This is a genomic window from Gordonia sp. DT101 (assembly GCF_049844895.1).
GTDB lineage: Bacteria > Actinomycetota > Actinomycetes > Mycobacteriales > Mycobacteriaceae > Gordonia.
On the sequence record NZ_JBNCLX010000001.1, the window covers coordinates 1,188,758 to 1,204,119 of the forward strand.

Consider the following 15,362-nt stretch of genomic DNA (forward strand, 5'->3'; position numbering starts at 1 on the left):
GTCGCGGAGAAGAGGTAGGCAGTGAAGGGCAGCATCAGGGCGATCACCGAGCTGTTCGACGGCAACAGCAAGCATCTGTTGATCCCCGTGTACCAACGCAACTACGACTGGAAGCTCAAGCACTGCGCCCGGCTGTTCGATGACCTGGTCGAGATCGTTCAACAGGACCGTAAGTCGCACTTCTTCGGCGCTATCGTCGGGCATGCCGAGACCGCGTTCACCTATGTGGTGATCGACGGCCAGCAGCGACTGACCACCAGCAGCCTGCTGATGCTGGCGCTGGTTCACTCGCTCGAAGACGGCGCGGTGAAGTCCGGAGACCCCAATCTCGCCGAGATGATCCGCGACAGCTACCTCGTTCTCAAGAACAAGCACGCAGACGTCAAGTTCAAGCTCAAGCCGGTCAAGAACGACAACGACGCCTACAGCCGCCTCCTTCGCGGGGACACTCCGATCGAGGCGTCCACCATCACCGCCAACTACCGTTACTTCCGCGAGCGAATCGCCGGCGCTGAGCTCGACGGTGACCAGATCTGGGAAGCCATCTTCCGCCTGCAGGTGATGGCGCTGGACCTGGAGCAGCAGGACGATCCGCAGCGAATCTTCGAGAGCATCAACTCCACCGGCCTAGAGCTCAGCGAAGCCGACAAGATCCGCAACGTGGTGCTGATGCACCAACCGAGCCACGAGCAAGACGATCTGTACGAGAACTACTGGAACCGCATCGAGACAGCGGTCGAATACCGCACCGACTGGTTCATCCGCCTCTACCTGGTCTCCAAGACCGGCAAGACTCCCCGCCAGGATGCCGTGTACGAGGCGTTCCGCGACTATCAGAAGAACGCCAAAGCTAGCACCCGCGAGATCCTCTCGGATATGCGCGCGTACGCCGCGTACAGCCGTGAACTCAATATGGCCAGCACCGGCATCGCCGCCGCGGACAAGCGACTACGTCGCTTCAACATGGTCAAGCACGACGTGACGTTGCCCTTGACCATGCCACTACTTGGCGAGGTGAAGGCCAGCACTGTGTCAGCCAAGGACTTCACCGAGGTCGTCGAGATCCTCGACACTTACCTGTTCCGCCGATTCATCTGCGGCGTACCCACAAATTCACTCAACAGCATCTTCGCGACGCTGTACTCCGAGATTCACCGCCTCCGCAGCGCCGGGGACCAGTTCTCCGAGGTGCTGACGTACTCCCTGCGCCGACGCACTACCTCGAGTCGGTTCCCCACCGATGATGAGTTCAGAGAGGCATTCGCCACCCGCAACCTGTACAACATCAAGGGCGAGAACCGCAGCTACCTGTTCGAATGCCTCGAGAATAGCTGGTCTAACGACACCCACGACATCGCCAAAGCGCTCGAAAGCCAGTCGATCAGCATCGAGCACATCATGCCTCAGACGCTGACTTCTGCCTGGCGGCACGACTTGGGTTCCGATTCGGAGGAAATCCACGCAACCTGGTGCAATCGAATCGGCAATCTGACCGTCACCGGCTACAACTCCACCTACTCCAACTCGACGTTCGCCGACAAGAAAAAGCGTGCCAACGGGTTCGACGCCTCGCCCTATCGTCTCAACGCGCTGCTGAAGAGTTCAGATGTCTGGACGGTGACTCAGCTTGAGGAACGAACCCGGGCGCTGACCGCCCTCGCGCTGAAGTATTGGCCGCTACCGACCACGGACTTCGAACCTTATGTACCGCCGCTGCCGTCGGTGCCAATGGGCGACGACGAGTCCTTCACCAACCGCACCATCGTCTCGTTCGAGTATGGTGACACCCGCAGGACGGTCGCCAGCTGGAAGGTTGCCTACGTCGAGGTGATCCGGCTGCTCGTCGACGAACATCGCGATGAGGTCTTTGCGTACGCCGCCGATTCGAATGATCTGACGACAGTTGATGATTCGTATGAGATACCTATCTGGGAATCCCTGGTGATACCAGGCCTGACGCTGACGACGGCGAACTCCACCCGCTCGAAGCTGGCCGTCCTGCGGAAGCTGTTTAACCATCTGGACATCGACACCGACGACCTGGTTTTCACGCTCCGAAATACCGAAACCGCCGACCTTGAAGAGATCGTGGAGGAACCCGGTCCGTACGTGGAGTTGACGAAGTTCATTCCCAGGATGAGGGAACTCTCGTCTGGCGTCGTCACTGACGAGGAGACTAGGGACCTTCGCACGGAGTTCGCCACGTCGTTCGCCGGGTTCACCGTCGCGAGCCCCCAGGCCGCGCTTCCGGGCAGGAACCTGCCCGATCTGGAGACCGAGGGCTTCATCGAAACGGCCACGACCGACGACATTATCGCCGCGCTGAGCATGATGTTCCAAGTCGAGGGGATGATGCCTCAGTTCCACCGTCTGATCGTCTCGGGAACGGTCGTGCGGTGGCTGAACGTGCTGGCCTCGGGCTCGCGGGAGTTCGGCGACCGACGCTCCGTCAACACCGACAGTCCGCTCCACGCTGACACCGGCAATCCCGCATCAGTGGCCCTCGGACCGCCGTGGCAGGAACTGTTCGACGCCACCGTCTCCGACGTCGAGAAGCGGTTGGTGGTCGCGCTCGCAGCAACAGAGTTGCCGGTGCCAACGGTGGGCTACGAGACCGACGAGGGCGACGTCGTGGACTTTGCGTGGCCGGACAGCCGCGTCGGGGTGCTTCTCGACCCCGATGACGACGCGGCAAACACGTTGGCCCTGAAGGGTTGGACGCTGTGCCCGCCCGATGCCGCACAGATCGCGGCAGCGTTGCAGAACGGAGTGATCTAAGTGGCGAACCTGGTTATCGCGTCCAACACGAAGGCGATGAAGAAGCTCGACAAGACGATCAAGGACAAGGTCTGGTCCTTCATCGAGAAGCTCTCCGCAGACGATACCGCCGCCGGACTACACATCGAGCCGCTCAACGGGGCCGTCGACCCGCGAGTGCGCACAGGCCGGGTAGACCTCAACTTTCGAGCGATCCTGTTCAAGATCGACGACAAGCTGGGCGATGACCCCACCTACATCTATATGGGGACATGGCCCCACGACGAAGCCAACAAACTTGCTGAACGATCACGGCTGCGAGTCAACCCAATCAACGGCGTTCTCGAAGGAATCATCGGCGAACTCGACGGTGAAGACGACCGCAAGAAGCGAACCGTCGTCCCAGACCCCCGAGGCGAACTCGACCGAAGAATACGCGAGGAACCGAAACCGTACCTCGGGGAGCGTTTCAGTCTTGCCGACCTGACGGAGCGGCTCGGCCTGGATGCCGAGCTAGCGCAGCGGGCACTCGCTGCGTCAAGCGAAGATGTCCTCGTCGATATCGCCGCGAACGCGGTCGGATGGCAGGGGAGTGCGCTCCTGGACCTCGCCACTGGTCTCCATATCGACACGATCCGTGAGAAGCACGGATTCACGGATACCCCAGCAGATGACGATCTCGACGAGGACGAGAAGATCCTCAAGGCTCTCGAACAGCCGGCATCGAAGATGCAGTTCACGTTTGTGGAGGATGACGACGAACTTCGCCGGATCATCGAGGGCGGGGACTTCGCTGCCTGGCGGACCTTCCTTCATCCGGAGCAGCGCAAGTACGTCGAACAGGACTTCAACGGGCCGTTCCGGCTCTCAGGTGGCGCTGGCACCGGCAAGACGGTGGTCGCGATTCACCGGGCGCGGCGCCTGGCCAAGGCAAACCCGGACGCACGAATCGTGTTAACCACCTACAACAGAACTCTCGCGGCGGATCTCAAATCTGCGTTGAAGACGCTCGACCCGGATGTCGTTCTCGCGGAACGGCTCGGAGAGCCCGGCGTTTACGTCAGCGGCATTGATGCGCTCGGAAACGCGGTCCTCAATCGTCCGGGCGACATGGGTGACGCGGGCGAGAACGTGCTCGGCTATCGCGGGGTGGAGCGCACACACAACCGCACCAACTCTGACAAGGTGTGGCGCGACGTCGCGCAGACCGTCGGCAGCGGCCTCGATCCCAAACTTGCCACACCAGGGTTCCTCGAAAACGAGTACGTCGCCGTCGTGCTCGCGAACCGGACAACGACTCTCGAGCAATATGCAAAAGTGCCGCGGCCCGGTCGCGGAGTTCGGCTGAGCCGTCCGCAACGCATCGCGGTGTGGAAGATAGTTGAGGCGTTTCGCCGGCAGGAGCGGGTCGACGGCAGTCTCAGCTTTCCCGAGGTGCTGGCGCTTGCCGCCGAGCACCTGCGGTTGCAAGCGGAGCCCGGTGATGGGTACTTGGCGGACCATGTTCTGGTCGATGAGGCGCAGGACCTGCACGCGTCGCATTGGGCTTTGTTGCGGGCCCTCGTCGCTGACGGCCGCAACGACCTCTTCATCGCGGAAGATTCGCACCAGCGGATCTACGGACAGCCAGTTGTGCTGTCCCGGTTTGGAATCAAGATTGTGGGTCGTGCGAGACGGCTGACCCTGAACTATCGGACGACCGCGCAGAACCTCCATTTCGCTGTGAGCATCTTGTCCGGCGCTGATTACAGGGACCTGGAAGAGGGTGAGGAGTCCACAGAGGAGTACAGGTCGGCGCGGCTTGGGCCGAACCCCCGGCTTGTCGAGTGCACGTCTCCGGCCGACGAGCTCGACAAGGTTGCGGATCTCGTCAAGGCGTGGATTGCCGACGGTGTCGACAAGTCGACGATCGCGGTGCTGACTCGTGGGCAGAACGACCGTAGTCAGTTCGTCCGGGCGCTGGGCGAGAGAGACGTTGATGCTCGTGCGTTGGACAACAATCCTGCGGCATCAGGACACGTGCAGGTGCTGACCATGCACCGGTCGAAGGGCATGGAGTTCTCGCGGGTCATCTTGGCTGGCGTCGATTCCACGCATGTGCCTTCCGGCGCGACTCTGAGATCTGTGCCGGAGGAGGAGCAGGCGGAGGCGATGTTGCGGGAGCGGTCGTTGCTTTACGTGGCTGCCTCGCGGGCGAGGGACGAGCTTGTCGTGACGTGGAGTGGGAAGCGATCGGAGCTGCTGGGACAGGCCAGTTGAATGTCGATCGCGACGGTGAAGGAGTAGGTCTATGGCGCTGATCAGATCGCTGGAGCCTAGCAAAGGAAGCGGACGGCCTCCGCAGTCGGAGGTTGACGGGACCTACGTGGTCGTTGAGGACCCGGAGCGCGGGAGGATTCTGAAGATCACGACGTATGGATCTGACACGCGGAAGTCGGGACCGAAGCCGAGCCAGGTTATTGAGCTGGACGTCGAGACGGGGCAGAAGCTTGTTGCGATTCTCCGCGATCACCTGGGTGTGGAGGTGGATTCTGACAGTTCCGAAGAAGCGACCTGAAACCGCCGATAATTTGCTCGTACAAGTCGTTGGACACCTGGGGCATAGGTAGATATGAAGAATTGAATCAAGGGAATCTGGGCGAACCCCAGGAGTAGTCCGTATCATTTGCGGCTTCGGCGTATCTATGAGATCAGCTTGTGGCTCGCATGGTGGATTGCGTACGTTCTGGTCATTTCTATATAGCTACAAGCGAATCGGCGAAAGGGGCCAATTAGTATGGACACGCTTCTAGTCATTGTTTTCCTTGTTGTCATCGCAACGGTCCTGTACCGGGTGATCCGCCATATCCGCAAGGTGAGGTACTTTGCAAGTGCGGAGTTTCTGGCTCATAAGGCTGGGTTAGCATCTGTTGTCGCTGAGCACAACGAGGTTGCTGAATACGTCTCGGAGATTCGCCGCCGCGGAACTTTCGAACTTGGTGCGTCAGCGACCGGGGCTCAGGCGCACCTGGCGTCGTTCCAGAACACCAGTCATCACCGGTACCGACGAGATCGCAACGTGGCGAATTATCACGCACCGAACGTGCACAACTGCTCACTGCAGGTCGTTCGCAACGCAAGCGCTGATCCCCTCAAATACGTGATTAAGTACTTCGGCATTAAATCTGACGAGGCGCACCTCGCAAACGTAGAGAATCTTGGCAAGGATATTGGGCGACTCGAGAACGCCCTCGCCAACGTCCAGCAGCGCGAGTCGAGCATTGCGTCGTCGATCAATCCTCCGTCGTTTATCTTGAAGCATTATCGAGAGGAGTTCATGGAGCATGCCGGAGTCGAGCTTTCACCGATTAGCATTCCCTACCCAGAATATGTTTTTGAATATGTCAGCGCGGGTGGGAACAGTTCGCAGCGAACAGCAGTCACACTGAACACTGAAACTATAGACTCACTCATCGAGACCCTTTCGCAGAGAATCCGTCTTAGAAAGAGTGCTGCGGGCCAGCGTGCACTGATGACATCCAAGCTCCGGAACTCTATTAAGTCGCGCGACAATCACACGTGCCAGAGCTGCGGGGTATCAGTCGCAGAAGAGCCCCACCTGCTGCTTGAGGTGGATCATATTGTTCCGGTCTCCAAAGGTGGCTTGTCGACGCCGGATAACCTTCAAACTCTGTGCTGGCGGTGCAACAGGTCTAAGTCGAATAAGCTCCCTAACGTATCGAGTCTCGCCGACCAGCCCTCGGCAGAGACCGGTTCGGCTGTGGCTGACGTACCCGTTGACGCGGCCGCCACGATCACGCCGGTCTACCAACCCAAGCCGTCTGCGCCACCGGTGCCGCCACCATCACCGGCGGTCTCTATGCCTCTGCGTTTGCCGCCACCCGGCTGGCATGCGGACCCGGGCGGTACTCCTGGGCTTATGCGGTACTGGGACGGTGTTCAATGGACACACCACACGGCCCCTGCGCCGTATGGACATGGTTTCACCACCGGTCCTCCTGGGATTTGACCGAGTACGTCGCTCGGCCGATCTCCCCGGCGAGGCCAGCCGTGCACCGCTCTCCGCCAGTGCCACGGGACTGCGCTGGCACCCCAGCGAGCTCCGAGCAGACCTCCGGCGATCGCAGCGACGGTATCGGTGTCGTTGCCGATGCCCACCGCGGCATTGAGGGCGTCCGGGAGGTGGAGGCACGGCATCGCGTCGAGGATCGGTGTCTGTGTGATGGCCGCGGTGGCAGCCTGTAGTGCACTGACGGTGAAACCGTTGGGTGTGAACGACTTCGGGTCCTTGCCCTCGGCGTGATCGAGCCACGTCGACCACTGGTCGACTCGTTCGCCTGGCAACAGGTCGAGACCTCGGCGGAGGTCGACGTGCCCCTCGAGAACGGCCACCCGGATCGCCTCACACCACAGCACACACGAGTCGCCGGCCAGGGGGTCGGCGTGAGTGAGCGATGCGACCAGACGCGCCGCATCGGCCAACTGCTCGCGATCGTCGAGGTGCGCCAACGCAACCGGCGCGGTCCGCGTTCAGCGCGCCGTTGCCGGCGGAACGAGGGTGCGAAGCCGCGTACCGGTCCGATTCGTCGCGCATGATCCGCCCGGTGCCGTGCTCCCCACAGTTCAGTCGGCGACGGGTCGCGCTGAGGACAGCGCGGGTCTGGTTCCCGACGTCCGGCGGATTGCCGTCGTACCAGCGCAAGAAATTGTCGGCGATGGCGTCGAGCGCGTCATCGGTGGTGAGGTCGGCGCCGGTGGCCGCGACCTCGGCGATGGCCATCGCCATCGACGTGTCGTCGCTCCACTCGCCGGGGGCGAAGTTGCCGAGGCCCCCGCCGAGCATCTGCGCAGGCTCGCCGTCGAGGGGTAAAGGGAGACTGTCGAATTCGTAGGGGACTCCGAGGGCGTCGCCGGCCGCTGTGCCGAGAAGGACGCCTGTGGCGCGGTCGAGCTGGGCGGTGGTGAGGTGGGTCAAGTGGGTGGTCATTTTCGGTGTGGGAGGGGAGTGGTCTCGATACGCGGGCTCGCCCCAGGGGGCTCGCTCGCTACTCGACCAGCGGAAAGGTGCGACCGGCGGATCGGGTGACCGGCGGAGAGGGGTGGCTACCGCCGATCGAGTAGGCGAGGAGCGTAGCGACGAGGCATATCGAGATCAGCAGTGCTACAACAGAATCAGTCGATCCGTCGACCACGCTTCCGATTCCCCAGGTGATACGAATCGCGCGTCGCCTTCGAAGCGTAGATTGCACCGGTGACCTGCGCGGTGGCGCCGAGCTCCTCGATCATCTGCAGCTCGCTGTCGATCACCGCGCGATCCTCGGGTGCGGCGCAGCCGGCCGCTTCCTGCAGCCGCTCACGGGATGCGCGGAGATGCGCCTGGCCTGCGTCGAAATCGCCGGCCTCGTAGGCCCGTGACGCCTCGAGCTTGGCGGCCTGACCTTCCTGATACAGCCTCTCCGACTGTACTTTCGGGTCGGGCATGCGCTCACCGAGTTCGTCGCCGGGAACCACACTCACCGAAATCGGCAGCGACACCGTGTGTTCGGTGAGGGATGCCGTCTCGACGTACCGCAGTTCCAGCTCGGCGATCTGCGCGAGCCCGAGCGCGGCGAGTCCGTCGACCTTCATCCGCAGCAGCAGCTTGCGACTCTCGAGTGCGTACAGATCACCCAGCTCGATCATCACCTCGCCGTCGCCGATCTGATGGGCGGGCAAATCGTTGTACAGCGACAGGGACTGGACCTGCGGCACGTAACGCACCGTGAGGGTCACGGCCTGTGCCGACTTCGCCAGCAGGCCTTCCACCTCGCCGGCGATCGCGGCACCGGCAGCGTCGGGGTCGTCGGCGAACACATGATTCCCGTTGCCCGACCGCGCGATTGCCGACAGCAGCGTCTCGTCGTAGCCACGTCCGTAACCGAGGGTCGATGTGACGATGCCGTCGGCGGCGGCCTTGGCGGTGATACTCGCGAACTCGTCGAGTTCCTGGATGCCGCGATTGACGTGGCCGTCACTGATCACCAGGACGGTACCTCCGCGGACGCCGGCTGCCTTGGTGCTGCGTCGCAGCTCCTGCAGGCCGCGGAGATAGCCCGACGAGAGGTCGGTGCATCCGCCGGGCACGATCGACTGAATCGCATCGACGGCGCGCTGCTTGTCGGAGAGCGGGCCGGCCGGGACCACGACCTGCGCATCATCGTCGAAGGTGACGACGCCGAACACGTCCGACGGATCGAGCTGCGCGACAACACCTGCCAGTGCCTTCTGGGCGCCTTCCAGCGGCGGACCCGACATCGATCCGCTGCGGTCGAGGACGACCTGCAATGCCGTGGGTGCGCGTTCGGTGTCCGGACCGACCGGGGCCTCCAGTTCGAGCAGCAGAGTGACCTCGTCGGCGGCCTCGTGGGCCACCACCTCGACGTCGAGAGCGGCGGAGAGTTTCATCAGAATTCCTTCCTCCCACCCGGCATCCGACCGAGGCGGTGACTTTTCGCGTTTTTGAGTTTACTACTTTGCGCAGACATTCGCATAGGGTCGAGATGTGAGCGCTCGACCCAGCCCGCGATTAAGCGGTTTCCCGCGTCCAAACGTCGCCGTCGACATCGCGGTGCTCACGGTGGTCGACGGGACGTTGTGTGTGGTGGTCCAGCGCGGTTCTGACTCCGAGGGAGCCGCGTTGCCGGGCCGGTTTGTTCGAGAACGCCGGACCGTCGACGAGACGGTGCGCGAAGTCCTCGAACTGAAACTGGGGCTTTCGCCCGACCACGTCCGACCGCATCTGCTGGCGGTGTTCAGCGATCCTGACCGAGATCCTCGCGGGTGGACGATCTCGATCGCGCATGCTGTGGCGTTGCCGGCCGACGACCTGTCAGACGTCGTCGGCGAGCTGGCACCGTTGACGCCGGAGGGGCGTTTGGCGTCAGGGGAGCGGTTGCTCTACGACCACGACAGGATCATCGCAGCGGCCACCGACAATTTGCGCGAGCGCTACGAGGACCAGCCGGATCCCGACAATCTCCTCCATCAGCCATACACACTGTCGGAGCTGCGTGAGCTACACGAGGCGATCCTCGGGCGGCGGCTGATGCGGGATTCGTTCAATCGTCGAGTCCAGCCCCTGTTGGCAGCGGAGATCGATCCGGAGGGCAAGCCCGCGACGCGTGTGGGTGGTGGGCGGCCGGCACGGCTGTACAGCAAGGACGCCCCGCCGACGGCGACGTTCGGGTGGAGGTTGCCGAGCGCGGAGGAGTGAGCGGCGTGCGGGCCGACGCCGGCTACGGCAGGAGCCCGGTGCCATCACGACAAGCAGCTGCAGCAGTACGGGTCGTCTCATCGGTCGCTAGGGTAGGGAACCGCTCGCAGCCGGGCGAGCCCCTTTCACGGTTGACCAACCTGTGTCCAACCAGGTGACTGCGGCAACACTCTTTGAAATTCGGGATCCGGGAAGCCGTTGGGGTACAGGCGGTGTGGTGGAGAACCTGGGTCGGTGAATCCTGGGCAGTTCTGGTGCGCCCATTGGTCGCAGGCTGTTCCGGCCCGCCACCGGTCAGCGAAGCCCGTTCTCACGAGCTCCCAACCTTGGAAGACATCCCAGTTGGGTGCGCGCGCTTCGCCGAGAGCAGGGTTGGCCGGCCACAGTGGTTTGCCTTCGACTGGACGCAACTCGACATACGTCGTGAAGGGCTCATCCATGTACGGGCGGTCGCCGGCGCCATATCGAAATCGGCCCCTCGGCATGACCTCTTCCTGCGGCTTGCCCACGAATCTCTGGCGATACAAGCCGGCCCTGTCGTCGCAGACTGTCGCGCGGACGATGCCCGCGTTCTCGGTGATCGACTGTAGTCGGAGGCGGCGTGTTCCAGTCCAATCCGCGTCGGTCTTCGCATTACCATCGATGACCGCACCCTGCAGGTCGCCGACCAACCGCACGAAACCTGGAAAGGCATCCGCTTTGGTGTACGTCGAGGCGATGAACTCGCTCTCGAAGTAGGCGCGTGTCAGTGTCGGCAGTTTGCCGGAGAGATCGATGCCGGGAGCTGCCTGCCACGTCGTTGTCATCGGACCCATCGACTTCGGGAAGGTATACGACGTGACCGGGTTGGCCTCGGTCGAACTCCCTGTGCTGGTCTCGTGACGCACTGCGTTCGCGCAGCCGCACAGAGTCATCACGAGAATCACCTGCAGCAGCACTTGTGTTCTCAGTGGTCGTCTAGAGCAGACAGTCTCTCGGAGTCGACCGAGTTCCACTACGGCCGACCAACCTGTGTCCAACCAGGCGATTGCGGCAATGTGCTTTGGAAGTCAGGATCCGGAAAGCCGTTGGGGTACAGGCGGTGCGGTGGGGGACCTGGGTCGGCGACTCCCGGGTAGTTCTGGTGTGCCCATTGGTCGCAAGCTGTTCCTGGCTGGTTCGACTCGGCCCAGCCGGTATCAACGAGATCCCAGCCTTTGAATACGTCCCTGTTGGGGGCTCGCGCATCGCCGATGGCGGGGTCGGCGGGGCCTAGACGATCGCCGTCCACGGAGAACAACTCGACGAACCACGTGTAGGGTTCGTCCATATACGGGCGGTTGCCAGTGCCGTACCGAAACCGATTCTTCGGCATGACAACCTCCTGCGGCTTGCCTACGAACTTCTGCCGATACAGCCCGGCTCTATCGTCGCAGACTGTTGCGCGAACTATGCCATCGTGTTCGGTGATCGACTGTAGTCGGAGGCGTCGCGTGCCAGTCCAGCCTGCGTAGGTTTGTGCACCGCCGTCAATCAGTTGGTACCCGTTCTTGCCAAACAGCCGAACGAATCCAGGGAATGCGTCCGCCTTGGTATACGTCTCTGCGATGAACGCACTTTCAAAAAAAGCCCTGGTCAGAGTGGGTAGTGGATCGGTGATTTTGATTCCGCGCGACGCTTGCCACGTCGTTGTCATCGGGCCCATCTTTGCCGGGAACTCGTAGGTCCGGGCTGGATCAACTGAACGTGATGAACGGGAGCTCGGAGTGTCCGGTGCGCTCGCACAAGCGGAAATCGTAATCAGGAGCGTGACGAGTGCAATGATTCTTTTCATTTCTCGCCTTGCAGATTGAGTTCGTAGTAGTCATAGTCGATCGAGTTGCTATCGTCACCGGCGAACTTGTTGTACACAATGTCGAAGTTGGTGACATCAATTCCCTTGTCGGCAAGCTTGTTCTTCATGATCTCACTCAGGGCCACCGGACTGCTCGATCTCGATTCGGTGTTGTCGAAGTTGCTTTCCTCAAGCACCTTCGCCAATGGTTTGATCGTTCCGTCCGGTTCGAAGAGCAAGGAATCGTTGGGATCGCCGGACGGTTGAGGGTCGGTTGCCGCCCATGCCGCCCAATGTTGTTCGAGCAGGGTGTCATTCATCGGTGCCCGAGATGGTTGGCTGCCCGAGTCGGCTTCGACGCTCTCGGGTGGATTGATCCAGTCGATTGCCATACCGGTGCCGAGGGCCGCAGGGTCCCCGACAAAGGGCACCGCACTGATCAGGCTGGTCACTACATCCTTCGCGTTCGATTTCACCGACCCGAAGGTGTCGGCATCGACGTCGTTACCCGGATGGTCGTCGTGCCAGTCGTCGAGCATGTCAGCCATGACTCCGTCACGCGCGAGTGATTGCAGCCAGCCGTTTCTGGCCGCCAGGTCTGCGCTGAAGCCTTGGCCGCCGGCCAGCGCATCGGATACGTGGGCTGCGTTGTACGACTGCTGCAGACCGATGTCCCTGATCAACTGGGCGCGTGCGCCGTCGTCGGACGAGATCACCCCGAACAGCCTACGAACGCCATCTTGGAAATCTCGGTCGTTTCCGATGTCATTCTCGGGACCGCCAAAGTTCCGAAGGTGTTCTGCGGCAGCTTGATCGAACCCGTAGTTCAGAGGATTTCCTCCTGAGAGGATGTTGAAGTACGGGCGGGTTGCCTGCTCCATCGCTCGTGCCAACTCCGGATTGATGTCGCCAAGCGATCCGGAATGTCCGCCATTCGTGTCCATCAGGAATGTGAAGTTCGCCGGGTTGTCGGTGAAGTCGTACATCCCGCGGAATGCTTCTGCCGACAGTCCTGCACGGTGGGAGTTGCCCTGGTCGGCAGCGTAGTCATCGATCCAGTCGGTCAACGTTCCGACAGATTTGCCGTTGTCTCGCCAGTCGTGCGCGAAGAGCGATTTCAGTGTTTCATCACGGTTGTAGTCGGGCTCCAGTCCGGCTTCGGCGCCGCCGTGGCCGCTGAGTATGGCCGTTGAGGCCTCATGGCTCAGCGACCCCGCACCGAGGAGGTTCTCAAGAGTGTCTTCATAGCGACCGCTGAAAACCGAACTGTCAGGATGCCCAGTGTCGACGAGATCGTTGAGTCCGTTCTCCACACCCCACGGACCCAGTAGCGCGAGATTCGACATGTAGGGTGATCCACCAGATGGGTTATTTCTCTCTGCTTCAGCCAGATTCGCTGTCTTCTGGATCAACTCGCTACCCAAGCGGGTACCGGGCGGTGTCGTGGCACCGTTGACCAGTTGACCCAGTACAAACGACCGCGCAAAGGGATCCAGACTGGCGACGTCTTTGGGATTGGTCGGTACCCGTTCGGTCGCGATGTTTCTCATCCAGCTGGGCAGTTCGTTGAATCCGCCCGCCGTTCCACCGCCACCGACTCTCTCGTTCCCGAGAGTGTTGATCCCGTTGCCGAACGCTGTCCCGGCGGAGGCGTCGGTCTTGTCGAGGCCGTACCGGAGTTCAAGTGCCTGCTGCGGGTTGAGTCCGCCATACAGGTTGCGCAGATACGAGACGACGCCGGGCGGTACCGCGACGTTCTCTCCGTTCATCAGGGCGCGCAGCTGCTCTGGTGTCAACTGCGCCTCCTTCAAATGCTCTCCGATGGTGCGTAGTTCGTCCGGCGAGAATCCATCGCTTGCGAGGCCCGCATCTCGTGCACCCATTGTTCCGTTCAGCGCCAGTGACGACGGAGTGATGGTGCTGAGGTTGCCGAGCTCTGAGCCCAGTGAATCGGCAGCGGACCGGACAGCATCGAAGGCTGCGTTGGCTTGAGCGACGAGTCGTGTTCGCCACGACTCCATCGCGGCGGCGTCACCCTCTTTCTCCTCCTGCCCCTCTTTGCGCTTCAGGTTCCACTGTGGATCACTGGCGGAGACAAGGTCGTATCCGGCGTCGAAAGCTGCATTCTGTATCGAGATCAAGAAGGTCTTGTGGTTCGCGATGTTCTCGCAACCCTTCTCGATCGAGGTAGCGACGTCCTCGAGGTTGTCCGCGAGATTGGTCATCCACTTCTTCTCGGCTTCGGCGCGGTCGTCTGCGCTGTTTCGGCTCTCGCCGGCCCAGTCGGACGTGCGATCTAGGTCGGCGACTACGGCATTACGGACAAGTCCGGCCTTTGCTTCCAGTGACGCGGCCATCTGACGCGCTGCTGCGGCCGCCGGCAGCATCGTGTGGGGTTGCCACATGTCGACGTCAATCCGTCCGGGAGTACTCATCGGTCCGACCTGTCAGCGCGGGTGAGCTGGACGGTTGACGTTGCCAGGGTCGGACGGAGCGACCGTCGGGAGATCGCCGGCACCGGTGAAACGTGAGGCGTTGAAGCCGTCGGTCCGCTCAGTGGCTCCGGCCGCAACCCGAACCAGCGCGGAGAACGCCTCGATCTGTCCGCCGCAGTTGGAGACGAACTCGGTGATGGTGGCGTCCGCACCGTCGGCGACGGACTTCATCGGCGACGAGCAGTTGGGTGTATCCGGTATCGCTGTGCCCAGCGTCGACATCTTGGTGGTCAACGTGAGGCTGCGGATCTCGGCTGCGAGCCCATCGACCTTGCTCGCGGCGCCCTCCACGGCACTGATATCCATACTGAACTTCGTCATTCGTCCCCCGGTGGCCACAGCGACAGAATTGGTGCACTACCTGAGCCAAAGTGGAGAATACCAAGGGTCCCCGATGGCCCGGACTATTGGACGCATCCGGGCGGAGATCGGTTCCATTGGCAGGTTCGGTGGTGGGCGTCCGTCGAGCTTCTTGCAGCAGCTTCTTGGGGGCGTCGCTGAATGCTTGCGACCCGCTGGCCTGTACACCGGAGATCGCGCCTGGGGGATCGGGACTCCGTCGTCAAGTTCACCGGGTAGTAGAAGACCTCGTCCTCGTTGTCGACGCGTTCGACGTGGAGGCGGTTTCCTTCGGCAACGCCGTGGTCGATCTCACCGGAGTCGACCAATTGGCTCTTCATGGATCGAGCAGGGATCAAGCCTCGCTGGCGGTGACTGTGACGACGGTTGTGTTGGCTGACGCGCATTTCTCGGACGGTGGTTCTGTATTTCGGTCTTGCTGGGTCTCAAGCTCCGCGGCAAGGTCGTCGCGTTCTCGGGCGGCGGGCTATAGCGTGACTCGTTCAATCGTCGATTCCAGCCGCTGATGGCGGCGGAGATCGATCCAGAGGGCAAGTCTGCCACGCGTGTGGGTGGTCGGCGGCAGCGCACGCTACAGCAAGGACGCATGGGTAACCCGCTCGGCCGGGAACCCGAGGAGATAACCGCCAACAGTTCAGTTCTTATCGCACCCAGCGCTCACCACAGCCGGCGGTATCATCGCGGG

At 61.9% G+C, this 15,362-nt stretch carries 11 protein-coding genes; 5 read left to right on the forward strand and 6 right to left on the reverse strand.

Annotated elements, in window-relative coordinates:
• The first annotated feature begins 21 nt into the window (after positions 1 to 21).
• From ACLQ3I_RS05660 to ACLQ3I_RS05675, 4 genes are all read left to right on the forward strand, one after another.
• Positions 22 to 2,778, forward strand: a complete 2,757-nt coding sequence (locus ACLQ3I_RS05660) for a DUF262 domain-containing protein (RefSeq protein ID WP_425800460.1) — start codon at positions 22 to 24, stop codon at positions 2,776 to 2,778.
• On the forward strand, positions 2,779 to 5,016 hold the full coding sequence (locus tag ACLQ3I_RS05665) for a 3'-5' exonuclease (protein WP_425800462.1): 2,238 nt from the start codon (positions 2,779 to 2,781) through the stop codon (positions 5,014 to 5,016).
• Between the two features lie 31 nt (positions 5,017 to 5,047).
• Positions 5,048 to 5,314 (forward strand): hypothetical protein, encoded by a 267-nt coding sequence (locus ACLQ3I_RS05670; protein WP_425800464.1) that lies wholly within the window; start codon positions 5,048 to 5,050, stop codon positions 5,312 to 5,314.
• Between the two features lie 219 nt (positions 5,315 to 5,533).
• Positions 5,534 to 6,766 carry an HNH endonuclease gene (locus tag ACLQ3I_RS05675; protein ID WP_425800466.1) on the forward strand — a complete coding sequence of 411 codons (1,233 nt, stop codon included), beginning with the start codon at positions 5,534 to 5,536 and terminating at the stop codon, positions 6,764 to 6,766.
• Here ACLQ3I_RS05675 and ACLQ3I_RS05680 read toward each other — a convergent pair.
• The 3 genes from ACLQ3I_RS05680 to ACLQ3I_RS05690 all read right to left on the reverse strand — a co-directional run bounded on the left by ACLQ3I_RS05680 (position 6,697) and on the right by ACLQ3I_RS05690 (position 9,201).
• On the reverse strand, positions 6,697 to 7,173 hold the full coding sequence (locus ACLQ3I_RS05680; protein WP_425800468.1) for an ADP-ribosylglycohydrolase family protein: 477 nt from the start codon (positions 7,171 to 7,173) through the stop codon (positions 6,697 to 6,699). The two genes, ACLQ3I_RS05675 and ACLQ3I_RS05680, sit on opposite strands and share 70 nt — an antisense overlap.
• Positions 7,160 to 7,744, reverse strand: a complete 585-nt coding sequence (locus ACLQ3I_RS05685; protein WP_425800470.1) for an ADP-ribosylglycohydrolase family protein — start codon at positions 7,742 to 7,744, stop codon at positions 7,160 to 7,162. Before ACLQ3I_RS05685 ends, ACLQ3I_RS05680 begins: the two co-directional genes overlap by 14 nt.
• A gap of 185 nt (positions 7,745 to 7,929) precedes the next feature.
• On the reverse strand, positions 7,930 to 9,201 hold the full coding sequence (locus ACLQ3I_RS05690) for a vWA domain-containing protein (protein WP_425800472.1): 1,272 nt from the start codon (positions 9,199 to 9,201) through the stop codon (positions 7,930 to 7,932).
• Positions 9,202 to 9,298: 97 nt separating this feature from the next.
• Here ACLQ3I_RS05690 and ACLQ3I_RS05695 point away from each other — a divergent pair, with 97 nt between their 5' ends.
• Positions 9,299 to 10,009 (forward strand): NUDIX hydrolase, encoded by a 711-nt coding sequence (locus ACLQ3I_RS05695; RefSeq protein WP_425800474.1) that lies wholly within the window; start codon positions 9,299 to 9,301, stop codon positions 10,007 to 10,009.
• Between the two features lie 125 nt (positions 10,010 to 10,134).
• Here ACLQ3I_RS05695 and ACLQ3I_RS05700 read toward each other — a convergent pair whose 3' ends face one another.
• The 3 genes from ACLQ3I_RS05700 to ACLQ3I_RS05710 all read right to left on the reverse strand — a co-directional run bounded on the left by ACLQ3I_RS05700 (position 10,135) and on the right by ACLQ3I_RS05710 (position 14,638).
• Positions 10,135 to 10,947 carry a hypothetical protein gene (locus ACLQ3I_RS05700; RefSeq protein WP_425800476.1) on the reverse strand — a complete coding sequence of 271 codons (813 nt, stop codon included), beginning with the start codon at positions 10,945 to 10,947 and terminating at the stop codon, positions 10,135 to 10,137.
• Between the two features lie 871 nt (positions 10,948 to 11,818).
• Complete coding sequence (locus ACLQ3I_RS05705) at positions 11,819 to 14,257, reverse strand: hypothetical protein (protein ID WP_425793387.1); 2,439 nt, start codon at positions 14,255 to 14,257, stop codon at positions 11,819 to 11,821.
• A 12-nt stretch (positions 14,258 to 14,269) separates the two neighbouring features.
• The gene (locus tag ACLQ3I_RS05710) at positions 14,270 to 14,638 is read right to left on the reverse strand and encodes a hypothetical protein (protein WP_425793388.1); all 369 of its coding nucleotides are present in this window, start codon (positions 14,636 to 14,638) and stop codon (positions 14,270 to 14,272) included.
• Positions 14,639 to 15,362 lie beyond the last annotated feature (724 nt).